The 17408-nt window shown below is 56.7% G+C and carries 11 protein-coding genes and 1 tRNA gene; 7 read left to right on the forward strand and 5 right to left on the reverse strand.

Features of this window, described 5'->3' with window-relative positions:
• Position 1: 1 nt before the first annotated feature.
• Together AB6K10_RS16355 and AB6K10_RS16360 are read right to left on the reverse strand one after the other, a co-directional pair.
• Positions 2-1735: a GGDEF domain-containing protein gene (locus tag AB6K10_RS16355; protein ID WP_339119322.1), complete on the reverse strand. Its 1734-nt coding sequence runs from the start codon at positions 1733-1735 to the stop codon at positions 2-4.
• 117 nt (positions 1736-1852) lie between these two features.
• Positions 1853-2074: a DUF333 domain-containing protein gene (locus AB6K10_RS16360; protein WP_339119323.1), complete on the reverse strand. Its 222-nt coding sequence runs from the start codon at positions 2072-2074 to the stop codon at positions 1853-1855.
• 227 nt (positions 2075-2301) lie between these two features.
• Between AB6K10_RS16360 and AB6K10_RS16365 the strand changes: the two genes are divergently transcribed.
• The 3 genes from AB6K10_RS16365 to AB6K10_RS16375 all read left to right on the forward strand — a co-directional run bounded on the left by AB6K10_RS16365 (position 2302) and on the right by AB6K10_RS16375 (position 6709).
• Positions 2302-5550 (forward strand): PAS domain-containing protein, encoded by a 3249-nt coding sequence (locus AB6K10_RS16365; RefSeq protein ID WP_339119324.1) that lies wholly within the window; start codon positions 2302-2304, stop codon positions 5548-5550.
• Between the two features lie 123 nt (positions 5551-5673).
• Positions 5674-6162, forward strand: coding sequence for a pyridoxamine 5'-phosphate oxidase family protein (locus AB6K10_RS16370; protein WP_339119325.1), 489 nt, complete (start codon positions 5674-5676; stop codon positions 6160-6162).
• Positions 6155-6709, forward strand: a complete 555-nt coding sequence (locus tag AB6K10_RS16375) for a CAP domain-containing protein (RefSeq protein WP_339119326.1) — start codon at positions 6155-6157, stop codon at positions 6707-6709. Before AB6K10_RS16370 ends, AB6K10_RS16375 begins: the two co-directional genes overlap by 8 nt.
• A 44-nt stretch (positions 6710-6753) precedes the next feature.
• On the opposite strand, the gene AB6K10_RS16380 is transcribed toward AB6K10_RS16375, so the two are convergent.
• Positions 6754-6830 (reverse strand) — tRNA-Arg (locus tag AB6K10_RS16380).
• Positions 6831-6899: 69 nt separating this feature from the next.
• Complete coding sequence (locus tag AB6K10_RS16385; protein ID WP_285263469.1) at positions 6900-7847, reverse strand: AEC family transporter; 948 nt, start codon at positions 7845-7847, stop codon at positions 6900-6902.
• A gap of 130 nt (positions 7848-7977) precedes the next feature.
• Between AB6K10_RS16385 and AB6K10_RS16390 the strand changes: the two genes are divergently transcribed.
• Positions 7978-11055: an EAL domain-containing protein gene (locus AB6K10_RS16390; protein ID WP_339119327.1), complete on the forward strand. Its 3078-nt coding sequence runs from the start codon at positions 7978-7980 to the stop codon at positions 11053-11055.
• 12 nt (positions 11056-11067) lie between these two features.
• On the opposite strand, the gene AB6K10_RS16395 is transcribed toward AB6K10_RS16390, so the two are convergent.
• A complete protein-coding gene (locus tag AB6K10_RS16395; RefSeq protein WP_339119328.1) occupies positions 11068-13023 on the reverse strand; it encodes a diguanylate cyclase in 1956 nt (651 codons plus the stop codon).
• A 325-nt stretch (positions 13024-13348) separates the two neighbouring features.
• Between AB6K10_RS16395 and AB6K10_RS16400 the strand changes: the two genes are divergently transcribed.
• The 3 genes from AB6K10_RS16400 to AB6K10_RS16410 are packed head-to-tail and all read left to right on the forward strand — an operon-like array spanning position 13349 to position 17407.
• Positions 13349-15367 (forward strand): capsular polysaccharide biosynthesis protein, encoded by a 2019-nt coding sequence (locus AB6K10_RS16400; RefSeq protein WP_339119329.1) that lies wholly within the window; start codon positions 13349-13351, stop codon positions 15365-15367.
• A gap of 1 nt (position 15368) precedes the next feature.
• Positions 15369-16604: a capsule biosynthesis protein gene (locus AB6K10_RS16405; RefSeq protein ID WP_253015796.1), complete on the forward strand. Its 1236-nt coding sequence runs from the start codon at positions 15369-15371 to the stop codon at positions 16602-16604.
• Positions 16601-17407: an SDR family oxidoreductase gene (locus AB6K10_RS16410; protein ID WP_305946590.1), complete on the forward strand. Its 807-nt coding sequence runs from the start codon at positions 16601-16603 to the stop codon at positions 17405-17407. The genes AB6K10_RS16405 and AB6K10_RS16410 overlap by 4 nt, the downstream gene beginning before the upstream one ends.
• Position 17408 lies beyond the last annotated feature (1 nt).

The raw sequence follows: 17408 nt of genomic DNA on the forward strand, positions 1-17408 counted from the left end.
ACTACCGCTCGCTGGCAGACGTTGCCCCTTCCCATACTTCACAGCGGTCGCGTCCGTTGTTCTTGGCTTTGTACAACGCCGTATCGGCCAAGCGCAGGAGTCTTTTAGGATCCATCGTATGGGAGGGGTACGTCGCAATACCGCAGGACAGCGTAATATACCCAAGCGATTGCTGATGGTATGTGAGTGCTTTACCACGAAGCGCTGCCAGCAGCTTTTCAGCACGCGCTTTTGCCTCCAAATGACCAATGCCCGGCAGCAGCACCACAAACTCTTCGCCACCTAAACGGCACACCACATCCGTTCCTCGAAAATGCTGCGTTAACAACGTCGCTACATCGATTAACACCGCATCTCCCGCATCATGACCAAAGCTGTCGTTCACGCGTTTAAAATGGTCAATATCGATCATCAACAAAGAGAGCGGGCTGCCCTTTCGCTGTGCAAGCGCCATTTCCTGATTCAGTAGCGTGTCAAAATGACGGCGATTATTCAGCCCCGTCAGCGCATCCTGAAGCGACAACCCTTTGAGTTGATGCACCAGGTTATCCAGCTCTGCGGTGCGCGCCATTACCTGGGCTTCTAAGGTGAGATTGGCGGCCGCTAACTGCCGCTGGGTATGGCGATAGTGCCAGAGTGAAATAGCCACAATAGCAAGCGAAAAGCCTAGCGCACCGTAGCTTAAAGGAACATCACGCCGAGGAATCAGCTCATGTGCCACCAGCATATCGGCCAGTAACAGCGGCGCAAATAGCAAAAAACTCACCACAAACAGCCGCTGCTCTAAGTTCAGTCGCCTCACTCGCAACAGCGCCAGCAACAGCATGGTGGGTAGCGTTACCAGCAACAGCACATCGAACACAGGGAACGTGAGCGCCAAGCTGATAGCCCCGAGCGCGACTAGCCCAATCGACACCACAAGGTAGGCCAAATGGAGCTGCCATAAACGTGCCATCCAGCGTTTAGGCGCGCCATCCAACCAATGGCTCAGCAGCAATCCCATCGCAATGGGCAGAGTAAAGTAGCTGGCAGCTCTGAGGATGTCCCAGATAAGCGGGGCATCGGCCAATAGTTGCCGAACAGGCGTCTCTGCCAGCAGCATCAACCCTGACGAGAAGGCAAACAGCGCGATGGCGAAAAATCCCCGGCGCTCGGGGCCGATCATGGCAAAAATCGCCGCCAGGGTCGCTAACAGCAGGCTAAAGGCGCTGACCGCAAGATCCTGCACCGACGCCTGGAGCATTCCCTGTAGCGCATCGATACGGTCCGTGACCTCCACATCGCCCCAAAGACCGATGCTGGTGTAATCCGAGTGAATGCGCAGCGCCAGGGTTTTACCCGCCGCCCCCTCAGGCAATGCCACCAGATGCCACGGCCAGCCGATGAAGCGAGGATTCGCCATATCGCCGTGCTCATAAATCAGCGTGCCATCCAGGTAAACCTGCCCCACCAAATTGATACTGGTAATGTGCAGAACGGGATCACGCCACTCCCCGGTGGGCACGACCGTCTTGAACCATACGGCCTGTTGCCCGTTTCGCCCTGGCGGGTTAGAGGGAAAGGCAATGGGCTGCCATGGCGCCTCGGCGTCCAGGGGCGCATCACCCCAGCGGTACTCCCAATCGGTTAACGGCGCAGGCGCGCTGGCGTGCGCCAACGGTAGAGTCAGCAACAGCAAAAAGGCGGCCATTACCCCTACGCCGCAAACGCGCCACATGACGTTGAAAATGCCCATCAGATCCCCTATTGACGCTATGCCAGCCTACCCTACTTTTTATTCATTCATCTTATACGCTCAAATGTGCGTTGATGGCACGTTTAATGCGTTTGAAACGCTCATCTAGTTATGGCATCAATCGTTCTCTAAATGCTCTGTTCGATATAAATGCCACTCGTTTTCGACACGGCCATCCGGCAGTCGACAGTAACGTCCCGTTCCCAAAGCGCTTTCGCGTGTCATTCGCTCGCCCCCGACGCTTTCGCAATACTCGGCGGCCGCCGTTTGTATATTGACCCCCGACGCACCAGCACAGCCGCCTAACCCCAATGCGATTATCACGACGATATATTTCATTCGTTATGCTCCTCAGCCAGCTTTGTGACAAATACGTCGCGACCGGCGGCGCTCCACAATTTTTCACAGATGAAACGAAGCCTGCACGACGTCTCTCTCTACACCCCTTCGCAATAAGCCATTATGCTGTGGTAAACGCCTAACGGCTCGTTATAAGTTTAGCGATAACGGCGAGTGCTACGTGCGCCTTGCACACTTTCAGTAGGTCACCTGACGATGGTCACGCCATGACAACACCCCAGGGCTCAGACAACCGTGTTGCCCATTCCTCTGAGTGGAATGAGCGCCACTTGCTCAACTACGAGAACGACCCCCGCTTCGATCGTATTACACGCCTCGCACAACGGGTGTTTAGCGTCTCTACCGCGCTCGTTTCATTGATCCATCAAGATCGCCTACTGTTCAAATCGTGCCAGGGCCTGTTAGACGCTAACGAGGCGCCGCTTGAGCGCTCCTTTTGCAGCCACGCCATTCTGGAGAGCGACTATCTCATCGTCGAAGATGCCCTAAAAGATGCCCGCTTCATCGACCATCCCATGGTCACGGCCGAACCGTTCATTCGCTTTTATGCCGGGATGCCTCTGCACACGCCCTCGGGCCAACGGGTAGGCACGCTATGCCTGATCGACGACACTCCACGCTCACTGGACCAAGATCAAATCGCCCTGCTGCGTGACATGGGCGCCATGGTAGAAGAGCTGCTCAAAAGCGACATTGGCAACCACGCCTCACGCGCGGCGCTGGCCCAAGCGCTGCAAGAGAGCGAACGCCGCGCACGGCTTGTGATCGAAGGTACTCGCGTCGGCACCTGGCAGTGGAACGTACAGACCGGGGAGACCCTCTTCAACGAGCGCTGGGCGCAGATCGTGGGCTACACCCTCGATGAGCTGCGCCCAACCACGATCGATACATGGCTAGACCTAGCGCACCCCGACGACCTTGCCCACTCCGGGGCGCTGCTCAACGCCCACTTCCGTGGAGAGACAGAGAGCTATAGCTGCAAAGCGCGAATGCGCCACAAACAGGGGCACTGGGTATGGGTGCATGACCGTGGCCAAGTTTTCGACTGGACCCCAGATGGTCAGCCGCTGCTGATGTACGGCACGCACACCGACATTACCCACGAAGTCGAGGCGCAGCAGGCCCTTCAAGCCAGCCGAGACGAATTTGCTTCGCTGTTGAGCAACATGCCCGGTGTGACCTACCGCTGCTTGCCGGATGACAACTGGACGATGCTCTACATCAGTGGCCAAATCGACCGCGTCAGCGGCCACTCGGCAGAAGCGCTGATCAATAACGCGAGCCTTAGCTACGCCGACATCATTCACCCCGACGATGCCACGAGCGTCGGTGACGCCATCGAAGCAGCACGCGTTGCCAACGAAGGCTGGCACGTCGAGTACCGCATACGCCACCGTGATGGCCAATGGCGCTGGGTCGAAGAGCGCGGCAACTGGGTGACAGGAGACCCTCTGCACCCTGTCATCATGGAAGGCTTCATCGTCGACATTACCCGCGAACACGATGCGCGCGCCCAGCTTCGCAAACACCACGATGCGCTGCTGCTGCTCAACGATATCGCCTTCAACGCCCTCGACACGCTCGATGATAAAATTCAGTACGCGCTGTACAAGACGCGCCACTACCTCGGCCTGGATCTGGCCATTCTCAGCCAGATCGAGGGCGACGTTTACACCGCCCGTTGGGTAGACGCCACCTCCTCTTTTCCCCTCGATGCCGGAGAGCGCTTCGATTTAGGAAGCACCTGGTGCCACCTGCTCTTTACCGGGCACGGAAAAGAGCTCTTCGTTGCCAACGTACCCAAGAGCGACTTCCACGCCCATCCCTGCTACCAGGCGTTCCCGCTGGGTGCCTATGCCTCACTGGTGATCGACGTGGAGGGGCAGGTTTTTGGAACGCTCAACTTCTCCTCGGCCTCCCCAAGAGCCACCGACTTCGACGAGAGCGAAAGGCTCTTCTTGCGCCTGCTGGCACGCTGGCTGGCCGATACGCTGACCAACAGTTTGAGCAACGAACGTATCACCAAGCTGATGGCCCAGCTACCTGGGGTGATTTATCAATACCGGCAGTTTCCAGACGGCCGAGCCACGTTCCCGTTCAGCTCGCCGCAAATTCAAACGCTCTATGGACTAACGCCCAAGCAAGCCGCCCAAGACGCGACCCCGGCGTTCGACCGCCTTCATCCCGACGACCTCGCTCCCGTAGCCGCCACCATTCAGCACTCGGCCAGCACGCTCGACGACTGGCACGCGACCTATCGCGTCAGAAATGCGCAAGGGAGCTACCGCTGGACGACCGGTCAGGCCCGCCCAGAACGGCTCGCGGATGGCAGCGTGTTATGGCATGGCTACCTGCACGACATCCATGAACAGGAGCAAGCCCGCAAAGCCATGGAGCGCAACGAGAGCCGCCTAAGAGGCCTCTTTGAGTTTGCCCCTATCGGCATTGCCCTCAACGATTTCGAGACCGGACAGTTCATCGACCTCAACGACGCTCTGACCCTGCCCTCCGGCTACACCCGAGAGGAGTTCGTCAACCTCAGTTACTGGGACCTAACCCCACAGGAGTATCAAGCCGTTGAAGAAGAGGCCTTGGTGAGCCTCAAAACCAACGGCCGTTATGGGCCCTTCGAAAAAGAGTACATCCGCAAGGATGGCACCCGCTACCCGGTGCGCTTGCAGGGCATGCTGAGCCACGACCCCGACGGACGCCCAGTGATCTGGTCACTCATCGAAGACATTACCGAGCGTCGCCGGTTGGATAAAATGAAAAACCAATTCATCGCCACCGTGAGCCATGAACTACGTACGCCACTCACATCGATCAATGGGTCACTGGGCCTGATGGCAGGCGGTGCCGTAGGCGTGCTTCCCGCCCCCGCCAATGCGCTTTTGGAAACCGCCCAACGAAACGTACAGCGGCTTGCCACACTGATCAACGATCTGCTGGACATGGAAAAATTGGTGGCGGGCAAAATGCCGATGAACTTGTCAGCGCAGCCGCTCACGCCGCTGGTGGCAGAGGCGGTCGAGTCCATGGCAGGCTATGGAGAGCAGCATGGTGTCCGTATTCACGCCACGGCACCGTGGCCAGACGTGATGGTTAACGTCGATGGCCCACGGTTGATTCAAGCGCTGACCAACTTGATGTCCAACGCCGTGAAATTCACGCCGAAGGGCGAGTCCGTCGACATCTCGGTGGCTTTCCAGAGTGGCAAAGCGGTCATTTCCGTTCGCGATTACGGCCCAGGCGTCGACCCTGCGTTTCAACCTCACCTCTTCAAGCGCTTCTCTCAAGCCGACGGCAGCGATACGCGAAAACTGCCCGGCACCGGCTTGGGCCTTGCCATTACCCGAGAGATTGCCCATCAGCTGGGCGGCGAAGTGAACTATCGAGATGCGCAAGGCGGCGGTGGCGAGTTCTATATCGAGCTACCGGGAGAACCGATTTGCTGATTTTCCTGATGGCAGCTAGGCTGATGATAGGATTTGTACAGCATCCCCCAAATCCTGTTAGCTTTTGCATAAGCATTGACGCTTGGCAAAAGACCGCTAGCCATTCATAAGGAGAGTGACACCATGTCTAGCCCAGAGCATAAGCAAAAAATCTGGAAGATGATCAAGGATATCAAAGTCGGCATGCTGGTCACGCTGGACCGCGACACGCCCCGCGCCCGCCCAATGCATCTGGTACAAGACGAATACGACGGCACGCTCTGGTTCTTTACTCGTCGCAGTGCTGAGAAAGTGCTAGAGACCCAAAGCGACCACGATGTGTGCCTGAGCTTTTCGGATCAAGAAGACGGGGTGTATGTCTCGTTATCCGGCAAAGCCAACGTGATCGACAACCGCGAGCTGATCGACAAATACTGGAACCCCTTTGTGGCTGCTTGGTTCACGGAAGGCAAAGACGACCCGGATGTCGCCCTGCTGGAAGTGAAAGTAGAAATGGGCGAACACTGGAAAGCCAAAGAGAGCAAAACGTTCCAGCTTTACGAGATTGCCAAAGCCAATCTCAAAAAAGACGCCACGCCCGACTTGGGCGAAAATGAGAAATTCGGTGGATAAGCCACTCACAAAGCGCCCGCTGTTGCGGGCGCTTTTATCTACCGCGCTTACGGTGATGGTTGGGATAGACACCCCGTTTACATGGGCAGCAAGCGACACAGACGCCACTTCCACCGCCTGCGCCCCTACCGAACAGCAGCAACAGATGCTGGCACGTGTTAACGAGGCCAGAAACCAAGCTCGCCAATGCGGCGAACAATCTTTCAACGCCGCCAGCCCCCTCACCTGGAGCTGCCCGCTCACCGCCGCCGCGCAAGCCCACGCCGACGATATGGCTGCTAAAGACTACTTCAGCCACACCGGCCAAGACGGCAACAGCGTAGGCGAACGCGCCACCCAACAAAGCTACGCCTGGCGCACCGTCGGCGAAAATATCGCCGCTGGCCACACCACCGCCGACGCGGCTATCGAAAGCTGGATCAACAGCCCCGGCCACTGCCGTAATTTAATGAACGATGATTTTACAGAGATGGGTATGGCCCACGCGGACAATGCCGACGCGCGGTTTACGCATTATTGGGTGCAGACGCTGGGCGCGCCGCGCTAGGGAAAAGACCGGAGAGAAAAATTCAGAGCGACAACTAGGGTGTTTGGCGTCCCTGGCAGGAGTCGAACCTGCGACCTGCCGCTTAGGAGGCGGCTGCTCTATCCTACTGAGCTACAGGGACTGACGGGGCGCATAGTATAGCGTTTTGATTCGCCTCGGCCAACCAGGGGCTTGGAAAAGCCATGGTGGGCTATATCCAACCCAGCAAACGCAGAGCGAAGATGCCTAGGGTCACGGTGACGCTGGCCATGAGCGTGGTCATGGCGATGATGTTGGCAGCCAACGCGACGTTGCCATTGATCGCTTTGACCATCACGAAACTGGCGGCCGCTGTAGGGCTGGCGAAGAAAAGAAACAGCAACCCCAACTGGCTGCCTGAGAATCCCATCAGCCAAGCGGCCGCCGTGGAAAGCGCTGGAAGTATCACCATTTTGAGACTGCTGGCACTCAATGCCACGTGGCTACCCTGTCGCATACTCGACACCGAGAGCGTCGCGCCGATGCAAATGAGGGCGAGCGGTAACGTCAGCGAGGCGAAGTAGTTGCCCGACGTCATCACCCAACTGGGTAGCGGGATGGACAACGCGGTGAACGGTAATGCAGCCACCACTGATAGAATCAATGGGTTTTTGATGATGTGGCCCAGCAGGCTGCGCCAGTCGGTCGCTTGGCCAGGTTGGTACGCCGCTAGGGCGATGACGGACAGGGCGTTGTACATCACGATCACCACGCCCAACAGCAAGCTGCCAGCGGACAACCCATAGTTGCCGTACATGCCCGCCGCCAACGCCAACCCCACGATCCCGCAGTTCCCGCGAAACGCCCCTTGTACGTACACGCCCCGATCCTCTCGAGGCACACGCAGATGCGCCCAGCCCCAGCTCAGCAAAAACTGGCCCAGCGTGGCGAAGGCAAAAAAGAGCAGTAACGGCACATCCAGGGCAACGCTCAAGTCAGCGTTGACGAGACTGAGAAAGATCAGCGTTGGTAGCGTGGCTTTGAACACCAGAGACGACGCCGTCGAAATGAACGCGCTATCGATCCAACCCAGGCGTTTCAGAGCGATCCCTATGAACACCATGGCAAAGACAGGTAGGGTGACATCTAGGGTGCGAGTAAAGAGTTCGAGTAGGTCCACGAAAGCGCTCTCAGTCGAATAAGCATCCTCTTATACTCTACCGTTGACTAAGATTTGTCGACTCGCTAGACAGCCACGCAACCATAAGGGAAAGTAAGCAAAAACGCGCACCGTCACTTATAGGTCACTTATGGTTCCGCCAGTCAGCCATGAAAAAGAAGAGCAGCGCCTTCTCACGCTCAAGCGCTATACCTTGGGCGACCTTTCGGCGGATGACCACTTCGACCGTATTACTCAACTGGCGGCGGCCTACTGCGATATGCCCATCGCACTAATCACGCTGGTCGATGACACCCATGTCTGGATCAAGAGCGGCGTAGGCAAACCCGCCGAGAGCATGCTCAGAGAGCGCTCCTTCTGCGGTACCGCGATCGAAGAGCGGACCCTCTATGAAGTGCCAGATGCCCGTGAACACGCGTCCCTGAGAGAGCTTCCGCTGGTGGCCTTGCCGCCGCATATCGTGTTTTATGCTGGCGTGCCTCTGGTGGCCGATAATGGCAGCGTGATCGGTACGCTGTGCGTGATGGACAAACAGCCGCGCCAGCTCTCGAATAGCCAGAAAGAGCTGCTTCAGCAGCTGGCCAGTAGCACGGTGCTGCAATTCGAACACTACCTGTCTCAGCGGGCCTACCACGCCATCAGTAATGCGGCGATTGGCCTATGGGAGATGGACGTACCCAGCCGTGCCACCCACTGGAACGATGTCGTCAATGAGCTTTACGACGTAGGCAAACGCGATGCTCGCACGTTCGAGCAACGCATGGAGGCTTACACGCCTGAAGACCGCCAGCGGCTCATGACCGCCATCGACACGGCCATCGAGCACCGCGTGGCGTTTAACGATACGTTTCAACTGACGACCGTCAGCGGTGAACCGCGCTGGGTCAGAATTACCGGCAACCCGCTGGTGGTGAGTGACCGTGTGGTGCAGCTCATCGGTACGATGCTGGACGTCACGCCACGCAAGCAGATCGAAACCCAGCTGTTGCGCCAGCAGGCGTTAGAGCAAGCCATCATGCGCGCGCAAGCGAGCTTCATCGACGGCCAGGGCGATGCCAAGGCGCTCAACCCACTGCTGGAAGACCTGCTGGCCCTCACCAGCAGCGAGTATGGCTTCATTGGCGAAGTTCTCTACGACGACACGCAAGCACCCTATCTCGTCGCGCATGCGATCACCGACATCACTTGGGATCAAGCTTCCAAACAGTTTTATGATCAAAATGCCCCTAACGGCATGGTATTCAGCAATCTCGACACCCTGTTTGGTCATATAATGCGCCATGAGACGGTCGTCATTTCTAATGCCCCCGCTATGGATTCTCGCCGTGGCGGTCTGCCGGCCGGGCATCCGCCACTCAACGCGTTTTTGGGCGTGCCGATTCACTTTAACGGCCACTGCATTGGGATGATCGGCCTCGCCAATCGCCCTAACGGTTATGATGACACCTTGGTGGAGTTCTTGGCACCACTGCTGGGAAGTATCGGGCAGTTTATCAATAACCTTCGCAACCACCGCCAGCAGCGCCAAGACCAGCAGGCCATTGCTCGGCTGTCGATGGTGGCGAAAAACACCAGTAATGGAGTGGTGATCACCGACGCACAGGGCAACATCGAGTGGATCAACGACGGCTTTACGCGGCTCAGCGGCTACACGTTCGACGAAGCCATTGGCAAAAAACCGGGAAAACTCGTTCAGGGAAGCGCCACCGATAGCGCTACCGTGCGCCGCATTGCTCATGCGTTGCGATATCGCCAACGTTTTGAAGAGGAGCTGCTGAACTACCGCAAAGACGGCACGCCCTACTGGGTGCATATCAGCTGCAACCCGTTACCCGCAGGCGAACAGTCCGGTGGCGGTTTCATCGCCATTCAGTCCGACATTACTGACACCAAGCGTCATGAAGAGGCGCTGTATAAAGCCGCCAACATCGATGAGTTGACAGGCCTTCCTAATCAGCGTCTGGCGCGCACGCAATTAGAGGCGCTGACTCGGCAACGCGAGCCTCTGACGGTTTATGTGCTGAATATCGATGATTTCAAACGCCTCAATGATTTGTTTGGCTACGCCGTCGGCAATCGTATTTTGAAGCGTATCGCCGAACGTTTGGCGGCCTTGGTCGCTCCGCTACATCAACAGGGCATTGCCGCGCGGCTTAGCGGCGACGAGTTCGTGGTGGCGGCCCCCACCCAGCAGCTTAGCCCTTCAGCGCTGCACCACGCCATTCAGGAGCCCATGCAAATACACGGCCATACGTTGAAGCTCACCACGTGTATTGGCATGACATGCTACCCAGAAGACGAAGTAGACTCGGACACGCTTTTTCGCCATGCATGCCAAGCGCTGTATCAAGCCAAAACCCACGGTGTATCGCAGTGTGTGCGCTACAGTACCGATGAAGAGCACCTAACTCGGCTACGTCAGCAAGAGCGTACTGCCATTCAACACGGGCTGAGCAACGAGGAGTTCCAACTTTTCTACCAGCCTCAGGTCGATTTGCAGACGAAGGAGGTCGTGGGGGCCGAAGCGCTAATCCGCTGGCAGCACCCCAAGCGAGGACTTTGTGCGCCAGGGGAGTTTCTCCCCCTCATCGAAGGTAGCGAACTTGAGTTTCGGTTAGGCGAATGGGTCATCGAAGCTGTCCTAAAGCAGCTTCAACAGTGGGAGCGTGCCGGTATCACGCTTCAAGTCAGTGTGAATATCAGCCCACAGCACTTGCTGCATCAGGGCTTCTTACCGCAGTTGGAACAGCTCTTGGCACGATATGCCGATGTTCCCACCCAACGATTGGCCATCGAGATTCTAGAATCTGCCACGCTGGATGATATGCAAGCGGCGCTGCACGTACTCGAAAACTGCCAACGACTGGGCATCGATGTCGCGCTGGATGATTTCGGTACCGGTTACTCGTCGCTGGCTTACTTCCGCCGCCTACCGGTGCAGTTGATCAAGGTCGACCGTGACTTCGTTCGCGACATGCTGGATAGCGAGGATGACCGTGCGATCGTGGAGAGCATCGTCTTCTTGGCGAAGAAGTTTTCACGCCCCGTGCTAGCAGAGGGTGTCGAGACGTTGGAGCACGCCAAAGCGCTGCTGTCATTGGGGTGTTATTTGGCTCAAGGATACGGTATTGCACGCCCCATGCCCGCCGACAAGCTGCCTCAGTGGCTGACCGAGTGGCAACGCGACGGCTTTCTCGATACCTTTTGATCGAAGCGCGCCTTAATCGAAGAGCGCCATGGGATCGAACTGATCCGGTAGCTTCACGATGACCCCATCGCGCCCCTGCCCTTTGGCTTCATAACTGGCGGCATCCGCACGGGAAAGCGCCATTTCGACCGTCTCGTCGTTCTCGTCGAAGGTCGTCACGCCGATACTCAGGGTCACGGTGTACTCTTTACCCTCATGGGTAACGGACACCTCGCTTACCGCCTGACGCAGAGACTCCGCAATACGCTCGGCTTGACTCAACGTGCAGCTAGGCAGCAGCACCCCAAACTCGTCTCCCCCCTGGCGTGCCACGTGGTCACTTCGGCGCACCTCCCACGCCACGATTTGGGCGATCCGGCGAAGCATTTCATCCCCCAAGGCATGACCACCCTCATCGTTGATGGGTTTGAAGTGATCCAAGTCGAACAGCAGCAGCGCAGAGGGGGTGCTGGTCTTCTGGAAGTCGGCAAACGCCTCCTCCAAACGGCGATCGAACCCACGTCGGTTGAGCAGCCCCGTCAGCGGGTCGTGCTCCGCCTCCCAGCGCTGCAACGCCTCCTGTTGGCGGCGCTCAGTGATATCTTTAACGACCCCCACCAAGCCCAACGAATGACCGCCTTTCGAGAGCATGACCACACGGGCGTGAATGTCTAGCCATAGCGTTTCCTGATCGCTGCGTATGAACCGCAGCTGGCGAACGAAATCGCTGCCGGTTTTCAAGCTGTGCACCCACATATCCCTGGCACCCTGTCTATCATCAGGGTGAACCTGCTCCATCCATGTTTCCATGGGCGTATCGGGGGGAATGTCCAACATCTCTAAGAGCGACGGATTCATGTAAGTGATCTTGCCGCCAAAATTGGCAACAAACATCCCTTGGGGCGTGGCATTCAATACGGAATCCAAAAACGCCTGACGCTCTTGCAAATGGCCAACTAACTGCTGACGCTCGTGCTCGACTCGGTTGAACGTCACCGCCACTTGCTGCAATTCATGCATGCTGGTGGCTAGGTCAAGACTGGTACGCTGCCCCATTCCCACCTCACCGATTTGCGCCTCAAGATGATCCAATGGCTTGAGAATCCGCGCCAACAGCCACCACAATAGCGGCATCATGATGAGTGCTAGAGCAAACCATATACCCAGCAGCTTATAAATGAACCCGGAGAGCGGTAATTGTGCTTGGTCAGCGGGCAAAAACAGGCCGACCACCCAATCTGCTGGCCATACCTGGGCATACGCTTGCAGGCTCACGTTACCATTCGCCAGCTCCGTCACCCCCTCCCCTTTCCATCCCGCAAGCGCCAGCTCCAACAGCGGGTTGAGTTGCTCACTGCTAAGGTCTGCATTTACCAGATCTTTATCGGGGTGATAGAGGATTTTGCCCGACGCTGTGGCAACGGCAGCATACCCATTTTCACCCAACCGGATAGTACTCAGTCGATTAAAGAGCCCACTGCTTTCTAAACTGACAATACCGCCGATAAAACCAGCAAAACGACCACTATCATCTAAACGAGGAATGCTGATGAGTACTAGAGGCATGCCACTGGCTCGGCCGACGAAAGGCTCACTCACATAGGGGCGACGAATGCCGCGCACCATCTTGAAATATTCCAACTCGCCGGTTTCCAAACCCACCCGCCCGGTAACACTCGGCCAGTCACTGACGATGACCCCGTTTTCGTCACCAATGACCAACCCCTCGAACCAAGCGAGCAGCGAGTCGTTCTTCTGCAGTTCGTAACTCAACCACGTTGGATCATCTGACAGCCCAATAGCACCGTTGAGGCGCTCAAGGGCATTGATACGTTGATTGATCTGTTGGGTGATTTCATCAGACAGCAGGTTGGCTTGATAGCGTAGGTGGGCGATGTTGGTCTCGTGTACCATGGTTTTACCCACCTGCCACGCCATGCCCAGCACGGCCCCCGCCAAGATGGCTAGAGCACAAGAAAGTCCCAGCAACAGCCGGCTTTTTATAGAACGAAATGTAATCAGTCGATGAATCAGGGGGGCTAGGCGCACCAGAGTTCCCTATTTCGTTAACTTTCCTTAAATTGAGCCCTCAGTTTCAGCCTCAATCATGGTTCGAAAAATAACTTACCAAAAACAAGTGAAAAGTGCGCGTTGATATAAGTCAACTTAGATAATTTTTTTCTAAACTGTTTCATCACGTAACGCAAGCTTCCGAACGATAAGCCAAGAGTGTGCGAATTGATAACCACGCTTATTTCACGTATGTTCGCCGCCTATCCAGCAAACCACCCGACACATCACTTCGGCACACTCCATGGCAAAACGTACGGCGGGTTATATCTCTAAAGGCATTGGTAGCATCACTGCGCTCGCCGAATTTTTGAGAGAGTTTGACGACGTTACCCGGATTCGTCCGTTCAGCCCTCCACCGAGTGCCGTCATTGGCTGGGGACTCAAGCCTACCAGCCGCCGGGCCAGACGCTACGCTCAGCGACACCACCTTCCTTATGTGGCGCTAGAAGATGGCTTTTTGCGCTCATTGGGGCTCGGCGTTGCGGGTTATCAACCTCACAGTATGATCGTGGATTACAGCGGCATTTATTATGATGCCTCCCGGCCCAGTGATTTAGAGCAGTGGCTTTCCGCCAACGAGTTCTCTGCCGAAGAAGTATTACGGGCCGAGCATTGCATGGCGCTATTAAGGCGCTACCGCTTATCAAAATACAACCACGCTCCAGATCGCCCTTTGGCCGTTAACGACGCGACCGTTCTCGTCGTAGACCAAACGGCTGGTGACGCCTCCATCGAGTATGGCAACGCCAGCGCCGCCAGCTTTTCAGACATGCTGGACCAAGCGCTGGCCCGCCACCCCCATGGGAAGATACTGGTCAAAATCCATCCCGACGTGATCGCGGGGAAAAAACGTGGCCATCTCACGAGTGCCCTTCACCACCCTCGCTGCCAAGTGCTCAGCGAAGACATCAACCCGTGGGCTCTCTTCGATCAAGTAGACGATGTCTACGTGGTCACCAGCCAGCTTGGCTTCGAAGCATTGATGGCGGGCAAGCGTGTCCACTGCTTTGGTTTACCGTTTTATGCGGGTTGGGGCCTCACCCAGGATCGGCTGCACTGCCCCCGTCGCCAGCGCTCTCGCACGCTCGCTGAAGTCTTTGCAGCCGCCTATTTACGCTACTGCCGCTACGTTAACCCCTATACGCGCCAGCCATCCACGCTGGAAGAGACTATTCACCTTATTGCTGACCAAAAACGCCAGCAAGAGCGACTTAGAGGCACCTGGCTGGCCTGCGGTTTCTCTTCATGGAAACGCCGCTTCATCGGCGATTTTCTAGGGCCAGCAGCTCACGTTCGCTATCAAAAGGCACTTCCCCAGCACGCCGTCAACTCTCAACGGTTGTTGGTGTGGTCAAGCCGTATCGACGACGCCTTTAAAACACGGCACCGCGAACTCCTTCCGCACATATGGCGCATGGAAGACGGCTTTATCCGTTCGGTTGGGCTGGGTGTCGATCTCACTCAGCCGCTCTCACTCGTCGTGGATCAATCCGGCATTTATTACGATCCCAGCCAGCCAAGCGAACTCGAAACGCTGCTCAACGAGAGCGCCTTCAGCGATGATTTACTCGCCAGAGCGGCCGAGTTGCGCCAACGCCTCGTTGCTTTGAAGCTCTCGAAATACAATGTGCCAGGAGCGTCTGACGTCGTCCTTCCCGACAACCAAACGATCATTCTGGTACCCGGCCAAGTAGAGAGCGATGCCTCTATCGCCACCGGCTCACCAGACATCAGCACCAATAGCGCGCTACTCAAAGTCGTTCGAGAAGCCGAGCCCAACGCTTTCATCATCTACAAAGCGCATCCGGATGTGATGAGCGGCGCGCGCGTTGGCAAACTCGATACCGACGCTAAACGTCTGTATGATTTGGACGCCAGTCACATCGATATCACCGCGCTGTTAGAGCGCGTAGACGCCGTGCATACCATGAGTTCTCTGACCGGCTTCGAGGCGCTGCTTCGACATCGTCGAGTCACTACCTACGGTTTGCCGTTTTATGCGGGCTGGGGATTGACGCATGATGCCATGCACTGCCCAAGGCGTAACCGTACACTCACCTTGGATGCCTTGGTTGCTGGCACGCTATTGCTGTATCCAAGTTACGTCGACCCCGCCTCTGGCCAGCTCTGTAATGCCGAGACCGTCGTCAGCCTATTGGAGCGGGCAAAGTTACAACAATCGAGTGCACAAAAACCTCACCTTACATGGAAGCAGCGCCTTTATCGCTGCTATCGTAACTTATTGATTGGAAGCCATTGAGTTGAAGCAAAAGCGCGCATTCTTATTCCTACAAGGCGTTTGCTCGCCCTTTTATCAGCGCTTGGCTCGTCGCCTGACCGACGACGGCCACCGCGTCGTGAAAGTTCACTTCAACGCGGGAGACATTGCGTACTGGCAGCGCACCCATAGTCATCACCATCTTTTTCGCGGCCCCTTGAGCGAACTGCCTGCTTACATGACGTCTCTGTGGCAACGTTATGGCATTACCGATCAAATCGTTTTTGGCGACCGTCGCCCCATTCATCGTCCTGCAGTCGATCAAGCGCCTGCTGCTGGCATTCGTACCCACGTGTTCGAGGAGGGCTATTTTCGCCCTTTTTGGATAACGCTGGAGCGCGAAGGCGTCAATGGACACTCGCTATTGCCTCGCGATCCCCAATGGTTTTTCGAAACGGGTAAGGCACTCCCCGAACTGCCTCCTCCCGTGCGCTTTCGGTCATCCTTCAAAATTCGCGCGCTGCATGATGTCGCTTACCACCTAGCCGGGCTCGCCAACCCGCTGGTGGCGCCTCACTATCGCAATCATGCTCCCATTACTGCGCCGGTGGAGTATGCCGGCTATATCAGGCGTTTTACGCTGCTCAAACAGTGGAAAAAACGCGATGCAGTGCGCATCAAAACGCTGATCGAAAGTGGCAAGCCCTATTTCATGCTGCCCCTTCAGCTCAATACCGATGCGCAAATTCGTGATCACTCCCCCTACGCCAATATGGAAGAGGTCATGGAGCACGTGATGGGATCGTTTGCCGAACATGCACCCAGCGATGCCATGTTATGTATCAAGAATCATCCGTTAGATATGGGGCTGGTGAATTATCCGCAAATCATCAATCGGCTCTCAGACGTTTATGGCCTAAATGGTCGCATCGTGTATTTGGAGTCAGGCGATCTCAATGCACTCATTAAACATGCGGTCGGTACGGTGACCGTCAACAGCACCGTGGGTATCGTATCGCTGGAAGCATCGTGCCCTACCTTTGCGCTAAGCGATCCGATCTACAACTTGGCAGGCCTCACTTACGAAGGCTCGCTCGAAACGTTTTGGCATCAGCCACCGCCACCCAGCGCAGCGCTATTTGGCTATTTTCGGAACACCGTCATGCACGCGGTTCAGGTCAACGGCGGTTTTTACTGTCAACCGAGCATCGATCTCGCGGTCAATAACGCCGCCCATATATTAGAAGCCTGCCCATCACCGCTGGAGAAGCTGCTTTGAGTCTTGACGCAACCCAGGCAAAGATAGGTCGCTCACGCTGCGTGCTAATCACCGGCGCGACGGGGGCCATCGGCGGAGCGCTCGCCAAGGAGTATGCCTCCCCACAGACGCATCTCATTCTCCATGGCCGTAACACCGCGGCACTGGAACAGGTGGCCAGCGCCTGCCAAGAGAAAGGTGCGCAAGTGACGCTCTCCTCCATCAACCTCACCGATGAGAATGAACTTGCACAGTGGCTGACGACGCTCAGCGCCGAGCAGCTGCCGGATATCGTCATCGCTAACGCGGGCAAGAACACACATCCCGAGCAGTTGGGTGAGCTCGAGCCCTGGACAGACGTTCAAGCCCTGCTGGATATCAACCTCACCACCCCCATTGCCATGGCGCACCACTTGGTGCCTGCCATGCGCGAACGAGGTAGTGGACAGCTGGTCTTTATTAGCTCACTGGCTGGTTGGCATGGGCTACCCAGCACGCCCACGTACAGCGCCAGCAAAGCAGGCATTAAGGCGTATGGCGAAGCCTTGCGGGGCTTGCTCGCCCCCTGCGGTATCGGGGTGACGGTGATCATGCCCGGCTACGTTACCTCCCCCATGTGCAATGCCATGCCCGGCCCTAAACCCTGGGAGTGGCCGCCAGAGCGCGCTGCAAAAGTGATTGCTCGCGGTATCGGTGCCAACCGTGCACGGGTTAGCTTTCCCTTTCCGTTGAATTTTGGCACTTGGTGGCTGGCCGTCTTGCCAGCGGGCGTGTCGCAGTGGCTCATCAAACGGCTGGGTTTTGATCATGTAGGGGGCCAGTAAG

This window comes from Halomonas sp. BMC6 (assembly GCF_964204995.1).
Lineage (GTDB): Bacteria > Pseudomonadota > Gammaproteobacteria > Pseudomonadales > Halomonadaceae > Vreelandella.

What these genes read in the sequence shown, in the direction of transcription:
- AB6K10_RS16370 (WP_339119325.1), top strand. Translation starts at nt 5,674, where the DNA reads ATGTCTAGCCCAGAGCATAAGCAAAAAATCTGGAAGATGATCAAGGAT.
- AB6K10_RS16360 (WP_339119323.1), bottom strand. Translation starts at nt 2,074, where the DNA reads ATGAAATATATCGTCGTGATAATCGCATTGGGGTTAGGCGGCTGTGCT.
- AB6K10_RS16355 (WP_339119322.1), bottom strand. Translation starts at nt 1,735, where the DNA reads ATGGGCATTTTCAACGTCATGTGGCGCGTTTGCGGCGTAGGGGTAATG.
- AB6K10_RS16390 (WP_339119327.1), top strand. Translation starts at nt 7,978, where the DNA reads ATGGTTCCGCCAGTCAGCCATGAAAAAGAAGAGCAGCGCCTTCTCACG.
- AB6K10_RS16365 (WP_339119324.1), top strand. Translation starts at nt 2,302, where the DNA reads ATGACAACACCCCAGGGCTCAGACAACCGTGTTGCCCATTCCTCTGAG.
- AB6K10_RS16400 (WP_339119329.1), top strand. Translation starts at nt 13,349, where the DNA reads ATGGCAAAACGTACGGCGGGTTATATCTCTAAAGGCATTGGTAGCATC.